The organism is Martinezella lusitana (assembly GCF_014207095.1).
In the GTDB taxonomy this organism is placed as follows: Bacteria; Pseudomonadota; Alphaproteobacteria; order Rhizobiales; family Rhizobiaceae; genus Rhizobium; species Rhizobium lusitanum_B.
The window spans coordinates 61,659-77,321 of record NZ_JACHBG010000008.1; the positions used below are offsets into that span (position 1 = coordinate 61,659).

Genomic DNA, 15,663 nt, shown 5'->3' on the forward strand with positions numbered 1-15,663 from the left:
CGAGCAAAACTCGGTGGCGGCGGGGTTCACGAAGAAAACATGTCGATGACAAACGTGATCGGACGAAGCGTCAAATATCTGTCATCTTGCGCCGTACGGCATGGAAAATTAAGGCTTTATTACCCATTCCGAATAAACAATCGTCCAAGATTTGCCATTCTCCCGCGGGACAGGAAGACAGCGGGAATCGGAGTAAGAGACGCATGTGTCGTTGGGCAGCCTATCGTGGAGACCCCCTCTATCTGGAGGAGCTGGTGTCTTCGCCTGCCCACTCCCTGATCGAACAATCCCATTGCGCCACGCGCGCTAAGACGGCGACCAATGGCGATGGTTTCGGCATCGCCTGGTACGGTGACCGGCCGGAGCCAGGCCGTTATCGCGATATCCTGCCCGCCTGGTCCGATTGCAATCTGAAAAGCCTGGCGCGGCAGATCCGCTCGCCGCTCTTCCTCGCCCATGTCCGCGCCGCTACCGGCGGCGGCACGCGGCGCGACAATTGCCACCCCTTCGTCTTCGAGAACTGGTCGTTCCAGCACAATGGCCAGATTTCGAATTTCGATCGCCTGCGCCGGCCGATGGAAGCCATGCTCGACGACCGGCTGTTCCATGCCCGCAGCGGCACGACCGATTCAGAACTTCTTTTCCTGCTGGCCATGCAGTTCGGCATGGCGGTCAATCCGATCGCGGCGATGGCCGAAGCCATCGGCTTCGTCGAAGGCCTCTCGCTGCATCTGACAGGCTCGGTGCTGGTACGGTTCACATCAGCATTTTCCGATGGCAGGTCGCTCTATGCCATCCGCTATGCGACCGACCGCAAGGCTCCGACCCTCTATGCCTCGCCGGTCGGGTCAGGCAATTGCCTCGTGTCGGAGCCGCTGAACGACGATGTCGATGCGTGGCGTGAAATTCCCGATGGCAGCGCCGTCATGATCGACGATACCGGCGTGCATGTCAGCCCCTTCCAGCCGGAAGAGCGCGCCGCCGATGAGGCCCGGACGCCAGCCGCTATCTCTGCGTGATCTTCTCGGCGATCATGGCTGCAAGCCGTGTCGCCACCTCATCCTTATCGAGATCTGGCCATTGCTCGACACCGGCATGGCTGATGATCTTCACGCGGTTTCGCGTGCCTCCCATGATGCCGGTTGCCGGTGAGACGTCGTTGGCGACGATAAAGTCGGCGCCCTTGCGCTCCAGCTTCGCACGGGCATTGCTCTCGACATCCTGCGTTTCGGCGGCAAAGCCGATGACGAGTTTCGGCCGTTGGGTGTGGTGGCCGACGGTTTTCAATATGTCCGGGTTCTCGGTGAGCGCCAAAGTCGGGATCGACTCGCCTGGATGCTTCTTGATCTTCTGATCTGACGCGGAGGCGACCCGCCAGTCGGCGACGGCAGCGACCATCACGGCGACATCGGCGGGAAGGGCTGCCAGCACCGCATCGCGCATCTCGTCGGCTCGCTCGACATGCACGACCTTGAGGCCGGCCGGATCGGGTATCGTCACCGGGCCGGAGACGAGGGTAACATCGGCACCAAGCGCCGCAAGCGCTGCCGCAATGGCATGACCCTGCCGCCCTGAGGAGCGGTTGGCGATGTAGCGCACAGGGTCGATCGGCTCATGCGTCGGCCCGGAGGTGACGATCACCTTCTTGCCCGCAAGCGGCTTGGCGCCATTATCCAGTCGCATCTCTACGGCAGCCACGATATCGAGCGGTTCTGCCATCCGGCCGGCGCCGGCTTCTCCGCTTTCCGCCATCTCGCCGGTCATCGGCCCGATAAAGGCGATGCCGTCTCCACGCAGCGTCTCGACATTCCGCCTGGTCGCCGGATGCGCCCACATCTTCGGGTTCATGGCGGGAGCGGCGAGGACCGGCCGGTCCGTGGCAAGCAATATGGTCGAGGCAAGATCGTCCGCCAGCCCGTTTGCCATCTTGGCGAGCAGATCGGCGGTTGCCGGCGCGATCAGCACCAGGTCGCAGTCGCGCGCCAGCCTGATATGGCCGACATCCTGCTCGTCCTGGCGCGAAAACAGATCGGTGAAGACATGATCGGCGGCAAGCGCACCGACGGCGAGCGGCGTGATGAACTGTTGCGCGCCCGACGTCATGATGGGCCGCACCTTCGCGCCACGCTCGCGCAGCCGGCGGATGAGGTCGAGGCTCTTATAGGCCGCGATACCGCCGGAGATGATAAGAAGGATGCGCTTTCCTGCGAGAACCATGCCTGAACCCGTCGCCTGTTCTTTTGCACATAAGCCTAAGCCTTTGGCGGATAATAGGCAATCGCCGCATGCCCTCATGGCATCGATACCCCTGTGCGTGCAGCGCGGGCGAGCGGGCGCTTTCGTGTGGGCAAGCCGGGTGATCACATCGACATCAACTACTTGTCATTTGCGGGAGTCCCTCGGCTCGACAACATTGAACAGGTTAACGACCAAAGGAGTCTCGCCTTGAAACTGATGAAAGTCGCAATGATCGCCCTGCCAATCATGGCCGCCGCCATGCCGGCCTTTGCCGAGCGTGCCTATTCGCCGCAAGAGCTGAAGAACAAGGAGATCATTCTCGATTTCTACCAGAAGGCGCTGAACGACAAGGACTTCGATGGCGCTTCGAAGTATCTCGGCAAATACATCCAGCACAATCCGATGGCGGCCGATGGTCCGGAGGGGCTGCGCGGTTTCATCGATTATTTGAAGAAGAACTTTCCGCAGTCGAAGAGCGAGATCAAGCGCGTGATGGTCGACGGCGATTATGTGATCCTGCGCGTCCATGCCGTTCGTCAGCCTGGCGACCGCGGCAGCGCCATCGTCGATATCTTCCGCCTTGAAGACAACAAGATCCAGGAACATTGGGATTCGGTACAGCCGATCCCCGAGACGTCGAAGAACAAGAATACGATGTTCTAAGTGGACGAGCCGCAAGGGATGTAGATTCTGCTACGCGTCCTTATCCGTTCAAAGCAGTTCAACGACATGACCCCGCAACCAATTCATGCTGTGCGGGATCACGTCCGCGGTCCGAAGCCGCCGATGCTGGCAACGACAATCGAACCCTGAAAAGCGGCGATCAGGTACGCGTGATCGAGAGGCCGCCGTCGATGAGCGAAGCCGTGCCACTAACGAAGCTTGCGTCATCGGAGGCGAGGTAGAGAACCGAGCGCGCAATCTCTTCGGGGCGGGCGACGCGCTTCAGCGCATGCAGGTTGGTTATGAAAGCCTGCTTGTCGGACGTGTCGTTCATTTCGCGATACATGTCGGTATCAACAGCGCCCGGCAGTATGGCATTGACGCGCACATTCTGCGGACCAAATTCAGCGGCCAGCGTCTGCGTCAAGCCGATCAGGCCGGATTTGCTGGCGGCATAGGCGGCCACGCCCGGGAAGCTGACGGTATGGCCGACAAAGGTCGACGTGAAAATCACGGAGCCGCCGCCGTGCTTGATCATTTCGCCTATCTGGTGCTTGGCGGCTAGGAAGGATGCGGTGAGGTTGATTGCCAGCGCATCGGCAAAGCCAGCTTCAGAAACCCCGGTGCTGGGACCGGCTTCGCCGAGCGTACCGGCATTGTTGAAGGCGACATCGAGCTTGCCGTAGCGCTCGAGTGCAAGGGCAACCAGTGCCTTGTGGTAGTCTTCCGAGCGTACATCTCCGGCCAGTACGGCTGCTTCGCCGCCGGCGGCTTTGATCTCGGCGGCGAGGCTTTCCAATTCTGATGTGCGGCGAGCGCCGACGACAACCTTGGCGCCTTCGGCGGCGAAGAGCTTTGCTGTGACGCGGCCAATGCCGGAACTGGCGCCGGTAACGATTGCGACTTTTCCATTCAAGCGGTTCATTGTTCCATCTCCTGTGTGAGGACGTGTCTTTCGGTTTGTCCGATACGAGGAAGATGGTCTTTTCTCATCGTTCGGATTAGTCTGCAGATCATGGAATTCGAATTCGGAATTGCCGAACGATGTTGAAGATCGACGGGATCGTGACGTTCGTGACTGTAGCCGAGGCTGGCTCGATCAGCGAGGCGGCGCGACGCCTGCGCCTGTCGAAATCCGTGGTCAGCGAGCGCCTTTCGGAAATGGAGAAGGCGTTGGGGGCAACCCTTCTTCATCGCACGACCCGCAAGCTGACCCTGACAGAGGATGGCGCTGCCTTTCTGCAGCGTGCGACGCGCATCGCGCAGGAGGTTCGCGAAGCGGCCGCAGATCTCGCCGAGCGGCGCGGCACGCTGATGGGACCGCTGCGCATCGCCGCGCCCGTCACCTTCGGCCGCATGCATCTTGGCCCGGCTCTCTATCCGTTTTTGGCAGAGCATCCGGAGATTGAGTTGACGCTCGATCTCGACGACCGCCGGGTCGATGCCGCATCGGATGGCTATGATGCGATCATACGCCATGGCCTGATTGCCGACTCGCGCCTCATCGCATGGAAGCTCGCCCGCAGCCGCCGTCTTCTTGTGGCGTCGCCGGATTATCTCAGTCGCCACGGCAAGCCCGCCTCCTTGTCCGATCTTGAGGATCATCGCGGTATCTTCTACACCAATCGCGGCGTGGCCGACTGGCGTTTCCAGGGGCTGGATGGTGCTGTCGTCATCCGCGGGAAGCTGGCATTGGGTGTCAACAACGGTGATGTCCTTCACGATGCAGCCCTTGCCGGGCTCGGCATCGCCTTGCTGCCGGCCTTCATTGCAGGGCCTTCGGTGAGGGAAGGTCGGCTCGTCGAGATCGATGTCGGCTATCGGCCGGAGCCGGAATTCATCTTCATGGCTCACCCGGAAGGACGCAACCCATCGGCAAAGCTCCGCGCGATTGCCGACCACCTGAAGAAGGCATTCGGCGAGCCTCCCTATTGGGAGCTGGAGCAACCAACTCCAGCAAAAAGATGAAGCGGTTTCGCGTCGGGAATTGCTGGAAAGCAAATAGTTGCCGGCTAGGCAATCAGGTTCATGAGGTTGGCGATGACGGGTGATCGTTGCGCCTTGAGGCTGGCAAGCCCCAAGCGCGCCACGACCGGCGGCCCATCGATCGGCCGATAGGTGACACCGTCGAGCCTGATTTGCGCGACGGACGCCGGGACGATGGAAACGCCGAGATTGGCAGCAACGAGGTTGATGACGGAGGGGATCTGTGGCGCCTCCTGCGTCACCACAAGATCGAAGCCCGCTTCGCGGCAAGCTGCAACGATATCGTCGTAGAGGCTGAGCCCCACCGTGCGCGGGAAGAGAATGAAGGGCTCTCCCGCCAAGGCGCCGATCGGGACGCGCTCCTTTTTTGCCAACGGATGATGCGCTGGCAGCGCAATCAGCATCGGCTCGTCGGCAAAACGCTTCAGCCGCACATCACGCGGGTCTTCCAAGCCGGGACGAATGAAGGCAGCATCGATCTCGCCGCGCATCAGCCGCTCCATCAGCGCCTTGCTATTCATCTCCGTCAGTGACAGCCGCACTTCGGGCCAGTGGCCTCGAAATTCGCGAATGGTCGCCGTTACGATGGTGTTGAAGGCGGAAGAGGCCGTGAAGCCGAGCGAAAGACGGCCGATTTCGCCGCGATTGGCGCGCTGGGCGGCGAGCTTTGCCTTTTCCGCCGCATCAACGGCCAGTTTTGCCTCGGCAAGAAAAGCTTCTCCAGCCGCTGTCAGCTCCGCGCCGTGGGGTACGCGGTGGAACAGTTGTGCTCCGACCTCGTTCTCCAAGTCCCGTATCTGCTGGCTGAGCGGCGGCTGCCCGATGCCGAGAGTGGCGGCGGCGCGAGTAAAGTTCCCGGCTTCCGCAAGGGCCAGGAAATAGCGAATATGACGCAGCTCCAATGCTATCTCCAAAAGCTATTGAGATCGCCTGTTCCATATATTGGACTAATGGAGCTGACCTGACTAGATTTGTGGGCAAGAAAGATCGGGTGCCCATCATGTTCCGCGCCGCAAGCAAGCAGCAAACCACTGCCTCCGAAGTTCCGCCCCGCCCCGAATTGACGCTCGTCAAAAACGAACCGCCAAGCGAGCTCCGTCAGTTCCTCACGCGCGGCACGCCCGCTTTTCGCCGCGCGACGGTCGCTCTGTTTCTTTCCGGTTTTGCCACCTTCTCGCTGCTTTATTGCGTGCAGCCGCTGATGCCGATCTTCTCTCAGGATTTCGGCGTCACGCCGGCCGCAAGCTCCCTGTCTCTGTCGCTTTCGACCGGCTTCCTGGCCTTTGCGATCTTCGGTGCGGCTGCCGTTTCGGAGAGCCTCGGCCGCCGCAGCCTGATGTTCATCTCACTGCTGGGTGCGGCGATCTGTACGATCGTCTGCGCGGTGTCGCCGAGCTGGCATATGCTGCTTGCCGTTCGCGCGCTCGAGGGCTTTCTACTGGGCGGCGTACCGGCAGTCGCCATGACCTATCTCGCTGAAGAGATCGAGCCGCGCGGCCTTGGCGGCGCCATGGGTCTCTATATCGCCGGCAACGCTTTCGGCGGTATGGCTGGCCGCGTCGTGACGGGTACGATCGCCGAATATCTGAGCTGGCGGCCAGCGCTGGCAACCGTCGGCATTCTCGGCCTGATTGCTGCCGTCGGCTTCCTCTATCTGCTGCCGCCGTCGCGCAACTTTACGCCGCGCAAGGGTTTCGACGCCGCCTTCCACGTGAAGGCCTGGGGTGGTCACTTCGGCAATGCGGCTCTGCCTCTACTCTTTGCCATCGGCTTCCTGGTGATGGGCTCCTTCGTCACGGTCTATAACTATGCCGGCTTCCGCCTTGTTGCCGCTCCCTATAACCTCAGCCAGACCGAGCTAGGCCTGATCTTCACCGCCTATCTCTTCGGCATCGTTGCCTCCTGGGCTGCGGGCTTGCTTGGCGACCGCATCGGCCATTTCATCGTGCTGCCGATTGGCGTGCTGATTGCGGCACTCGGTGCAGCGGTGACGCTTTCCAGCTCCCTGCCGCTGATCATTCTCGGCATTGTTCTGGTGACGATCGGCTTCTTTGTGACCCATTCCGTTGCCAGCGCACTGGTCGGGCGGCTGGCACGCAGCTTCAAGGGGCATGCCTCCTCGCTCTATCTGCTCGCCTATTATCTGGGCTCCAGCATCGCCGGTTCGGTTGGCGGCTATTTCTGGCTTGCCGATGGCTGGAATGCCGTGGTTGCCTTCATCCTCGCCATGCTGGCACTATGTCTTATCAGTGCCCTTGCAGTCGCCAGACTGGCGCGTCGTTGAAACCGGAGCCGCTATGATCCTCATCGACCATCTCGATCATCTGGTGCTCACGGTGGAGAGCATCGATGCGAGCTGCGATTTCTACGCCCGCGTTCTCGGCATGGGTGTCGAAACCTTCGGGGGAGGCCGCAAGGCTCTCACCTTCGGCAATCAGAAGATCAATCTGCACCGTGCCGGCCATGAGTTCGAGCCCAAGGCCGATCGGCCGACGCCGGGTTCTGCCGATCTCTGCTTCATCAGCCACACGCCGCTGGATGACGTCGTCGCTCATCTCGAGACAGAGGGCGTCGCGATCGCGGAAGGCCCCGTTCGCCGCACCGGCGCCACCGGCCCCATTCTCTCGGTCTACTTCCGCGATCCGGACAACAATCTGATCGAAGTGTCCAACAACCTTTCCTGAGATGACATAAACGCATCGTCAGGCGTTTCCTCGCGGACCGGTCTCCGAATGTGGCCGCTTGACTTCCGAAAACTCGGCCTATATTAAACCTATAAGTTAATTAACTTTATGGTTTAGTGAATCGTATGGACACATTGAGCGCTACCCTTTCGGCTCTAGCCGATCCAACCCGCCGGGCAATCCTGGCGCGGTTGGCAAGCGGCGAGGCATCCGTCTCCGAACTGGCCGAACCTTTCGACATGTCGCTTGTCGCCGTTTCCAAGCATCTGAAGGTGCTGGAGAAGGCCGGGTTGATTTCGAAGGGCAGGGAAGCGCAGTGGCGTCCCTGCCGGCTGGAGCCGAAGCCGCTCCGGCAGGTGGACGACTGGCTGGAGAGTTACCGGCAGTTCTGGAACGACAATCTCGATCGTCTGGAAGCCTATGCAACGCTATTGCAACAAGGAGAGGTGGATGAACCAAGCAAATAACGATCGCAGCATGCGTATGCCGCGCGAGATCGTGCTGACCCGCGACATTGCAGCGCGACGTGCGTTGCTGTTTCGCCTTTGGACGGAGCCGGAGCATCTGATGCGCTGGTGGGGTCCGCAGAACATGACGGCGCCCTCCGTTTCCGTCGACCTGCGGGCAGGCGGCGCCTGGCGACACTGCATTCTGACACCGGAGGGCAAGGAATATTGGAGCCACGGCCGCTATCTGGAGATCGTCGCGCCCGAGCGTCTCGTCTTTTCCTTCGCCTGGGAAAACCAGGAGGGCAGGGCCGAGCATCCGATGCAGGTCACCGTGGAATTTCACGAGCTTGGCGAGAAGAAGACGCACCTCGTTTTCCGCAAGGTCGAGCTGCCCGACGATACCGAACTGAAGCTGCAGACCGGCGGTTGGGTGCAAGCCCTCGATAAATATGCCGCCTATGCGGAAGCAATCTCAAGGGAAGGATGAGAGTGATGAAGAAAACCTATCATGGAAGCTGCCATTGCGGCGCCGTCGCTTACGAAGCCGATCTCGATCTGCAGGCAGGCACCTTCAAATGCAATTGTTCGATCTGCAAGAAGAAGCGCAATTGGCTGACTGTCGCCACGCCTGCCGATTTCCGTCTGACCTCGGGTGAAGGCAATATCGGAGAATATCAGTTCGGGCCGCGCATCTTGCATCATCTCTTCTGCAAGACTTGCGGCATCAGCTCTTTCAACCAGGGTGAAAATCCCGCACTCGGCGGCAAGTTCTATGCGATCAGCATCAGCTGCTTGGACGATACCACCGACGACGAACTTGCCTCGCTTCCCGTGGGATATTTCGATGGTCGCGATGATCGCTTCGATCGGGCGCCGGAGGAAACGCGTTATCTTTAACGCGAGGCTTAGCCCTTGGTGGCGAGCCAGATCACGTGCCGCGCGCCCGTCTTGCCATTGGCGCGCGTATTGACCACCTCGGCGGTAAAGCCGCTGTCACGCAGGCGCTTTGTAAAACGCTCGTCAGGTCCCGAAGACCAGACCGCGAGCACGCCGCCGGAGCGCAGCGCATCGCGCGCTGCCTTGAGGCCCTGATAGTCGTAGAGCCCGTCATTGGCCTCTGACGTAATGCCATCGGGACCATTATCGACATCGAGCAGGATGGCATCGAAGGCCGCCTTGCGGGCACGGATGAGTGGACGCACGTCGCCCTTGTGAATGGCCACGCGCGGATCGTCGAGGCAGCCGTCGAAGATCGCCGCCATCGGCCCGCGTGCCCAGGTCACAACAGCCGGCACCAACTCCGCGACCGTGACCTTCGCGTCCGCACCGAGTTCACCGAGAGCCGCGCGCAAGGTAAAGCCCATGCCCAGGCCGCCGATCAGCATATGAGGCGTCTTCCGGCTCTTGATCTTTTCGCATGAAAGCGTGGCAAGCGCGCGCTCGGAGCCGCTCAGGCGGCTGTTCATCAGCTCGTTGGTGCCGAGCATGATGGAAAATTCCTGGCCGCGCTGCTTCAGGCGTAGCTCGCCGCCACCGGGGATTTTCGCAGTGTCGAGCAGGGTCCAGGGGATCACGGGCAATTCTCCAAAACAATTCCAGGAAAAGTGTGTAGCTGTTTTCCGTCCGGAATTGCGTATAGACAGGTCGTTTCGAACTGCCCGGGACCATAATCTCTAGACGCCGGTAAGAACAGACGCGCCTATCCCAAACGGATATAGGGCACATCCTTTTTCGCAACTTCGTCCAGCGCCTCCTCATAGCCGGCATCGGCATAACGCATGACGCCGAGCGCGGTGTCGTTGGTCAGCGCATGGTCCAGCCGTTCATCGGCTGCAGCCGTGCCGTCGGCGACAACTGTGACGCCGCAGCTTGTCATGTAGCCGGCATAGCCGCCGCCGCCGGAATGAACGACGACGAGATCTGCCATCGACGAGCAGAGCATCATGGCGTCGATCAGCGGCCAGTCGGCAATGGCGTCCGAGCCGTCCTTCATGCCTTCGGTCATGATGTTCGGATGCGCCATGGCGCCGGCATCGAGATGGTCGCGCGAGAAGGCGATCGGACCCTTCAGCTCGCCGCTTGCCACAAGCTCGTTGACGCGGCGGGCAAGCGCCGTGCGCTCGCCATGGCCGAGCCAGGCGATGCGCGCCGGAAGGCCTTCGAAGGGTACATGCTGGCGGGCAAGCCTGATCCAGTTGGTGATGATCTTGTTGTCCGGGAGCATTTCCAGCAGCAGATCGTCGATGCGGGCGATATCGCTTTCTTCGCCGGAGAGCGCCATCCAGCGGAACGGCCCGATGGCACGGCAGAAGAGCGGCCGTAGATAGGCCTCGGTGAAGATCGGAATATCGAAGGCGTTCGCCACGCCGCCTTCCTTCGCCTGGGTGCGGATAAGGTTGCCGTTGTCGAAGACTTCGGAGCCCTTTTTCTGGAAATCCAGCATGGCCTTAACATGCTCGACGATCGAGGCGCGGCTTGCCGCCATCAACTGGCCCTGGCCATCGTCGCGCAGGTCTTTGACCTGGGCGAGGCTCATGCCCTTCGGCACGTAGCCATAGACGAGATCGTGCGCCGAGGTCTGGTCGGTGACGATATCGGGCACGATGCCGCGCCGCGCGATCTCCGGATAGATCTCAGCCGCATTGCCGACGAGACCGACGGAAAGCGCCCGCTTCTCCTTGACGGCGGCGTCGATCATCGCCAGCGCGGAATCGAGGTCCGGCGCGATCTCCTGCAGATAGCCGATTTCCTGGCGCTTCCTGGCACGCTCCGCATCGATATCGACGCAGAGGATCGCGGCACCCGCCATGCGGCCGGCGAGCGGCTGCGCGCCGCCCATGCCGCCGAGGCCGGCGGTCAGAACGAAACGGCCGAAGAGATCGCCACCGAAGCGACGCTCGGCGATGCGCATGAAGATTTCGTAGGTGCCCTGGATCACGCCCTGGCTGCCGATATATTGCCAGGCGCCTGCCGTCAGCCCGCCCCAGCAGATCAGCCCCTTGCGCTGCAGCTCGTAGAACACCTCGGCCTTCGCCCACTGCCCGACGATGTTGCAATTCGCCATGATGACGAGCGGCGCCTTGTCATGCGTGCGAATGAGGCCGATCGGCTTGCCGGATTGAATGAGCAGGGTCTGGTTCTCATCCATTTCGGTGAGCGCCTTGACGATCCCCTTGTGTGCCGCCCAGTTACGCGCTGCCTTGCCGAGAGCGGCATAGACGACGAGATTGTCGGGATCTTCGCCGACCGACAGCACATTTTCGAGCAGGCGCAGCAATGCCTCCTGCCGCCAGCCCTTGGCGCGCAGCTCCGGGCCGCCCGGAATCGGGAATTTCGGATGACGTGGATTGGCTTTCGGCATGGAATTCCCTTCCCTGATATGATCTTTTGTGTCGGCTGCCAGCTACTTCGGCGGCAGGCCTTCGACGAAGTCCAGCGCGGCCAAAAGCAGCCGCTTGCGCAGCATGTCGTTGCCATAAGCTTCCGGCCCGGCGCGCATCCAGCCCTGCATTGTCCGGCCGCCCATCTGCATGCGGTTGACGTCGTGCTGTTGAACCGCCCAGCTATCGTTGCCCTTGCCGAGGCGGATCAGCATCCCGTCTTCGCGCGCGCCACACAGCAGATGGCCGTTGAGCAGAAAGGCCCAGCCGCCGAACATTCCTTTTTCGCTAAGCCCGGGCCGTGGTCCGAGCTCTTCTCTCAGCAATTCTTCGAGACCTGCGTCACGCGCCATCTGCGCCTCCCGCGCTTTTCAGCCTTTCTTGCCGGCCAGAGCGTGATGCCGAAAAGTGTAGGCGGTTTTCGGACGACATCACGCTCTACTTCTTTGTCTCTAGAGCGGATTCAGATTTTAGGTCGAACAGACCTAAAATCATCCGACTCTAGTACGTATTTCGCGATCTCGATCCCCATGGCCTTCTCGACGGAAGGATAGACTGTGGGGTCGAGCACGCTGGCGGACAGCGGAATGATGTCCATCGGCACATGCAGGATGAAGACGTTCATGCCCTCATGCAGCTGGCCGACGCTCAAGGGTTCGCCTTCCGGAGACAGCGTTGATATGACGGAGGGGAAGGTCGCGAGACGCTTGCCGCCGGTATCTTCGACAGCCATGTACTCGTTCATGACATGCATGATGACGGCCTTGTCGCCGCTGCCGACCGTGACGGTGCCGATGTCGAAGGCTTCCTTCGTGTAGACGACGTTCTTCTTCGTGATCGTGCCTTCGGCCAGGATATGACCGCCAGTCGTCTTGCAGATGGCGTCGATGACGGCGCTCCCGCCCTTCTTTTCCGCCTCGATGATCGCTTCACCGAGCGAAAGCGCCATGGAGATGCCGCCGAGCGCCGCGTGGGTGCGGACATAAGAAGTGCGCAAGGGATTGCGGCAGGAGGCGATGAAGCCGCCGGACTGGTCGGAGGCTGCGCGCAGGATCGGCGAGATCTTCGCCGTCGCGCCCTTCACGACCAGTTCGATATAGCGGTTCTCGGCGCGGTTGCCGCCGACGGCGGTCTGAATCATCTGCTCGGGCGAACCGGCCATGCCGATCGAGCCCATATCACCCGTCGGATGGGCGCGGATGTCGCCCACCGCGTCCACCACCTTCGTTCCGAGGATCGCCGATGGCAGCCAGCCGTTCAACGTCGAGGACTTGCCGTTCTGGCCGATGATCAGGCCGGAAAGCTTTTCGCCAAGCTCATCCTGCAGCAGCTGGGCTGCTTTCACGTAGTCGATGCCCTGCATTTCCCAGGGGGGCGTGGAGGCCGGCGCGCCGATGGCGGCGGCTGTCGCGATCCAGTCGTTGTCGTTGAGCTCGTCGATCGAGACCAGCTCCGGCTTGCCGACATTGACGGCCGCATAGCCGAGCATGCGGCCGTGATCGGCCCAGCCGCCACCGCCTGCGGCGTAAACGGAGCCGCCCTTGACGGCCGCTTCCACATCCTTGGCAACGAGTACGCGTCCCATTGGCTACTCCCGGTTCTGTTTGAGGTTCTTGTCCATGTCGCGCACCGCTTCGAAGAGCACGGCGGCGCCCATGGCGATGTCGTCATTCTCGGCCCACTCCTCGGCGCAATGGCTGCGGCCCTCCTTGCAGGGCACGAAGATCATGGCGGCAGGCGCGACCTTGGCGATCCAGGCCGTGTCGTGGCCGGCACCGGAGGCCATGCGACGATGCTTGGCACCGACAGTCTCGCAGGCGCGCTCGAGCGTTTCGAGCAGTACCGGCGCGCCCGGCGTCGGCATGTTGTCGGAGACGCGCACCGGCGGGTTGATCGTCACGCCATGATCGGCGGCAATGGTCTTCACTTCACCATCGATCCAGGCCAGAAAATCTTCCATGTCGCTGCGGATTTCGGCGCGGCCGTCGATCAGCAACACCACCTTCGAGGGCACGACGTTGGCGGCATTTGGCTCGATGCGGAATTCGCCGACGGTGGCAGCGAAATGGCCCGGCGTCTTTGCCTGCTCGGCAGCGCGTTGCCGAATATCGAGGACCAGCTGTGAAGCGGCCACCAGCGCATCCGCGCGGCGATCCATCGGCGTCGTGCCGGCATGGTCGGCGCGGCCTTCCACGATGATTTCGATGCGGGTGATGCCAGCGATCGCGGTGACGATGCCGATATCCTTGTTCTCGGCTTCCAGCACCGGACCCTGCTCGATATGCAGTTCCAGGAAGCCGGCAAGATCCGGCCGCTTCTGGGAGAGCAGCACGGAGGGATCGCCACCGACTTCGGCAATGCCCTGCGACAGCGTGCGGTCGCCGCTTACACGGGAAAGCCACGCCTCCGGGATCTGCCCGGTCATACCGCGGCTGCCGATGCAAGAAACGCCGAAGATGCTGACTTCTTCGGCGAGGAAATCGACGATCTCCAGATCATGGTCGAGTTCGATACCGCGATCCTTCAAGGAGCGTGCGACTTCAAGCGCCGCAATCGTACCGGCGATGCCGTCGAAGCGGCCGCCATCGGGAACGGTGTCGGAATGCGAACCGACAAGGATCGTGCCGAGGCCCGGCTTTGCGCCTGTGCGCCGGCCGATCAGATTGCCGGCGGCGTCGATGCGCGTCGTGAGGCCGGCGGCCTTCATCCGCGCCTCGATATAGGCACGCCCTTCGAGGAAGAGCGGCGAGAAGGCACGGCGCGTCCAGGGATGGCCGGGATCGGTGATGCCGGCCAGCGCGTCGATATCCTCGGCGATGCGATCGGCGTTTACGGGCAGGTTGTGGTGCTTGGGGTGTGTCATCAGGCTGCATCTCCGGCAATGATTTGGCGAGGCAAGGGGCGCACGAAGCTGCCTGAGCCGGGCTCGGCCAGCACCTTCTGTCCCTCGGTGATCTGCTTGCCTCTAAGATAGGCGGCCGACACAGTCCAGGGCAGGCGAATGCCATTGTAAGGGCTCCAGCCGACGACGTTGTTGCCGCTCGCGGCTGCGTCATAAACCATTTCGCGCGGCTCCAGCACGACGATATCGGCGTCCTTGCCCGGCGTCAGCGCACCCTTGATGTGATCGAGGCGGAAGTGCTTGGCCGGGTTTTCCGCCATCAGTTTCGCCGCCCAGGTCAGCGGCACGCCGCGTTCAAGCGCACCTTTGACGAAGAGCGGCACCATGACCTCCAGTCCCGGCACGCCGGAAGCGTTCGCCAGCATGTCCGGATTGGTTTTGCGGTTTTCCGACCAGCTGACGTGGTCGGTCGAGACGAGCCAGACATTGCCTTCCGCCACCTTGCGCCACAAGGTTTCCACTTCGGCGCGCGGGCGGATCGGCGGATTAATTTTCGCCTTGCCGCCGAGACGCCGAACATCGTTTTCCTCGTCGAGCGTCAGGTAGTGAATGCAGCATTCCACGGTCGCCTCGAAGCCGTCGCGGCGATAGGCGCGGGCGATGTCGTAGCCACGGCCGAGCGAGCAATGCACGACGTGGGCCGGGCAGCCGGTGTCGGCGCCCGTCTCGAAGATCGTGTGCATGGCGAGAAGCTCTGATATCGGCGGGCGGGACAGGCCGTGAGCGCGATAGTCGGTAACGCCGCTTGCCTTCACCTGCTCCATATAGGCGCGGACCGCTTCGTCATCCTCGTTATGGACGCCGGCGGTGAGGCCCGTCGGCGCAATAGCGGCAAAGCAGGCATCGAGCAGGGCAGGCGGGATGCGCGGGAAACGCTTGGGATCGGTGCCGAAGGTCGAGAATTTGAAGGCGGCAACGCCGGCTTCGACCATTTCGGCGATGCGCGCCGGACCTTCTTCCGGGTCGATCGTGCCGTAGAGGGCGAAATCGACGCGCGCCTGTGGAGAGGCATGGTCGATCTTCTTCTTGAGGGATTGAGCCGAGCAGACGAGATTGCCCTCGTCATAGGGCATGTCGACGATGGTGGTGACGCCACCGGCTGCTGCCGAGCGTGTCGACCAGATAAAGTCTTCCTGATCCTTCTGCGAGAGCGAATGCACCTGCGCATCGATCGCGCCGGGCAGGATCAGCGCCTTGCCAAGCAGATGCCGCTCGCGGGCCGCTGGCGGCACACCGATGCCGATTTCGGCGATCTTGCCGTCACGCACGGCGACATAGCCCGCTTCCACGATGCGCTCGGGCAAAACCACGGTGCCTTGCAGGACAAGATCGAAATCGGCCATGTGCATTTTCTCCGCTTT

At 61.8% G+C, this 15,663-nt stretch carries 17 protein-coding genes; 8 read left to right on the forward strand and 9 right to left on the reverse strand.

The window, feature by feature from the left end; genetic code table 11:
• Positions 1 to 203: 203 nt before the first annotated feature.
• On the forward strand, positions 204 to 1,019 hold the full coding sequence (locus GGD46_RS18140) for a class II glutamine amidotransferase (protein ID WP_184706384.1): 816 nt from the start codon (positions 204 to 206) through the stop codon (positions 1,017 to 1,019).
• Here the strand turns inward: GGD46_RS18140 and coaBC are convergent.
• A complete protein-coding gene (gene coaBC / locus GGD46_RS18145) occupies positions 1,006 to 2,217 on the reverse strand; it encodes a bifunctional phosphopantothenoylcysteine decarboxylase/phosphopantothenate--cysteine ligase CoaBC (RefSeq protein WP_184706386.1) in 1,212 nt (403 codons plus the stop codon). The two genes, GGD46_RS18140 and coaBC, sit on opposite strands and share 14 nt — an antisense overlap.
• A 237-nt stretch (positions 2,218 to 2,454) precedes the next feature.
• On the opposite strand from coaBC, the gene GGD46_RS18150 reads away from it, so the two are divergent.
• Positions 2,455 to 2,901, forward strand: a complete 447-nt coding sequence (locus GGD46_RS18150; RefSeq protein ID WP_184706698.1) for an ester cyclase — start codon at positions 2,455 to 2,457, stop codon at positions 2,899 to 2,901.
• A gap of 160 nt (positions 2,902 to 3,061) precedes the next feature.
• Here the strand turns inward: GGD46_RS18150 and GGD46_RS18155 are convergent, their stop codons facing one another.
• Complete coding sequence (locus GGD46_RS18155) at positions 3,062 to 3,826, reverse strand: SDR family oxidoreductase (RefSeq protein WP_184706388.1); 765 nt, start codon at positions 3,824 to 3,826, stop codon at positions 3,062 to 3,064.
• A gap of 119 nt (positions 3,827 to 3,945) precedes the next feature.
• On the opposite strand from GGD46_RS18155, the gene GGD46_RS18160 reads away from it, so the two are divergent.
• The gene (locus tag GGD46_RS18160; RefSeq protein ID WP_184706390.1) at positions 3,946 to 4,869 is read left to right on the forward strand and encodes a LysR family transcriptional regulator; all 924 of its coding nucleotides are present in this window, start codon (positions 3,946 to 3,948) and stop codon (positions 4,867 to 4,869) included.
• 44 nt (positions 4,870 to 4,913) lie between these two features.
• Here GGD46_RS18160 and GGD46_RS18165 read toward each other — a convergent pair whose 3' ends face one another.
• Positions 4,914 to 5,789, reverse strand: a complete 876-nt coding sequence (locus GGD46_RS18165; protein WP_184706392.1) for a LysR family transcriptional regulator — start codon at positions 5,787 to 5,789, stop codon at positions 4,914 to 4,916.
• A gap of 98 nt (positions 5,790 to 5,887) precedes the next feature.
• Between GGD46_RS18165 and GGD46_RS18170 the strand changes: the two genes are divergently transcribed.
• The 5 genes from GGD46_RS18170 (at position 5,888) to GGD46_RS18190 (ending at position 8,917) form a co-directional block, all read left to right on the forward strand.
• On the forward strand, positions 5,888 to 7,171 hold the full coding sequence (locus GGD46_RS18170) for an MFS transporter (protein WP_184706394.1): 1,284 nt from the start codon (positions 5,888 to 5,890) through the stop codon (positions 7,169 to 7,171).
• Between the two features lie 13 nt (positions 7,172 to 7,184).
• Positions 7,185 to 7,571, forward strand: a complete 387-nt coding sequence (locus tag GGD46_RS18175; protein ID WP_184706396.1) for a VOC family protein — start codon at positions 7,185 to 7,187, stop codon at positions 7,569 to 7,571.
• Positions 7,572 to 7,696: 125 nt separating this feature from the next.
• Entirely contained in the window at positions 7,697 to 8,038 is a 342-nt protein-coding gene (locus GGD46_RS18180; RefSeq protein ID WP_184706398.1) for an ArsR/SmtB family transcription factor, read from the forward strand.
• Positions 8,022 to 8,507, forward strand: coding sequence for an SRPBCC domain-containing protein (locus GGD46_RS18185; RefSeq protein ID WP_184706400.1), 486 nt, complete (start codon positions 8,022 to 8,024; stop codon positions 8,505 to 8,507). The genes GGD46_RS18180 and GGD46_RS18185 overlap by 17 nt, the downstream gene beginning before the upstream one ends.
• 5 nt (positions 8,508 to 8,512) lie before the next feature.
• Positions 8,513 to 8,917 (forward strand): GFA family protein, encoded by a 405-nt coding sequence (locus GGD46_RS18190; protein ID WP_184706402.1) that lies wholly within the window; start codon positions 8,513 to 8,515, stop codon positions 8,915 to 8,917.
• Between the two features lie 8 nt (positions 8,918 to 8,925).
• Here the strand turns inward: GGD46_RS18190 and GGD46_RS18195 are convergent, their stop codons facing one another.
• The 6 genes from GGD46_RS18195 to GGD46_RS18220 form a co-directional block, all read right to left on the reverse strand.
• Entirely contained in the window at positions 8,926 to 9,594 is a 669-nt protein-coding gene (locus GGD46_RS18195; protein WP_184706404.1) for a spermidine synthase, read from the reverse strand.
• 125 nt (positions 9,595 to 9,719) lie between these two features.
• On the reverse strand, positions 9,720 to 11,381 hold the full coding sequence (locus tag GGD46_RS18200; RefSeq protein ID WP_184706406.1) for a urocanate hydratase: 1,662 nt from the start codon (positions 11,379 to 11,381) through the stop codon (positions 9,720 to 9,722).
• Positions 11,382 to 11,423: 42 nt separating this feature from the next.
• Positions 11,424 to 11,753, reverse strand: coding sequence for a TfoX/Sxy family protein (locus GGD46_RS18205; RefSeq protein ID WP_184706408.1), 330 nt, complete (start codon positions 11,751 to 11,753; stop codon positions 11,424 to 11,426).
• A gap of 110 nt (positions 11,754 to 11,863) precedes the next feature.
• On the reverse strand, positions 11,864 to 12,985 hold the full coding sequence (locus GGD46_RS18210) for a DUF917 family protein (protein WP_184706410.1): 1,122 nt from the start codon (positions 12,983 to 12,985) through the stop codon (positions 11,864 to 11,866).
• Between the two features lie 3 nt (positions 12,986 to 12,988).
• The gene (locus tag GGD46_RS18215; protein WP_184706412.1) at positions 12,989 to 14,263 is read right to left on the reverse strand and encodes a Zn-dependent hydrolase; all 1,275 of its coding nucleotides are present in this window, start codon (positions 14,261 to 14,263) and stop codon (positions 12,989 to 12,991) included.
• Entirely contained in the window at positions 14,263 to 15,645 is a 1,383-nt protein-coding gene (locus tag GGD46_RS18220) for a dihydroorotase (protein ID WP_184706414.1), read from the reverse strand. The genes GGD46_RS18215 and GGD46_RS18220 overlap by 1 nt, the downstream gene beginning before the upstream one ends.
• Between the last annotated feature and the right edge of the window lie 18 nt (positions 15,646 to 15,663).

Coding starts and splice junctions, on each gene's coding strand:
- GGD46_RS18140 (WP_184706384.1), top strand. CDS start 204: ATGTGTCGTTGGGCAGCCTATCGTGGAGACCCCCTCTATCTGGAGGAG.
- coaBC (WP_184706386.1), bottom strand. CDS start 2,217: ATGGTTCTCGCAGGAAAGCGCATCCTTCTTATCATCTCCGGCGGTATC.
- GGD46_RS18150 (WP_184706698.1), top strand. CDS start 2,455: ATGAAAGTCGCAATGATCGCCCTGCCAATCATGGCCGCCGCCATGCCG.
- GGD46_RS18155 (WP_184706388.1), bottom strand. CDS start 3,826: ATGAACCGCTTGAATGGAAAAGTCGCAATCGTTACCGGCGCCAGTTCC.
- GGD46_RS18160 (WP_184706390.1), top strand. CDS start 3,946: ATGTTGAAGATCGACGGGATCGTGACGTTCGTGACTGTAGCCGAGGCT.
- GGD46_RS18170 (WP_184706394.1), top strand. CDS start 5,888: ATGTTCCGCGCCGCAAGCAAGCAGCAAACCACTGCCTCCGAAGTTCCG.
- GGD46_RS18175 (WP_184706396.1), top strand. CDS start 7,185: ATGATCCTCATCGACCATCTCGATCATCTGGTGCTCACGGTGGAGAGC.
- GGD46_RS18180 (WP_184706398.1), top strand. CDS start 7,697: ATGGACACATTGAGCGCTACCCTTTCGGCTCTAGCCGATCCAACCCGC.
- GGD46_RS18185 (WP_184706400.1), top strand. CDS start 8,022: ATGAACCAAGCAAATAACGATCGCAGCATGCGTATGCCGCGCGAGATC.
- GGD46_RS18190 (WP_184706402.1), top strand. CDS start 8,513: ATGAAGAAAACCTATCATGGAAGCTGCCATTGCGGCGCCGTCGCTTAC.
- GGD46_RS18200 (WP_184706406.1), bottom strand. CDS start 11,381: ATGCCGAAAGCCAATCCACGTCATCCGAAATTCCCGATTCCGGGCGGC.
- GGD46_RS18205 (WP_184706408.1), bottom strand. CDS start 11,753: ATGGCGCGTGACGCAGGTCTCGAAGAATTGCTGAGAGAAGAGCTCGGA.
- GGD46_RS18210 (WP_184706410.1), bottom strand. CDS start 12,985: ATGGGACGCGTACTCGTTGCCAAGGATGTGGAAGCGGCCGTCAAGGGC.
- GGD46_RS18215 (WP_184706412.1), bottom strand. CDS start 14,263: ATGACACACCCCAAGCACCACAACCTGCCCGTAAACGCCGATCGCATC.
- GGD46_RS18220 (WP_184706414.1), bottom strand. CDS start 15,645: ATGGCCGATTTCGATCTTGTCCTGCAAGGCACCGTGGTTTTGCCCGAG.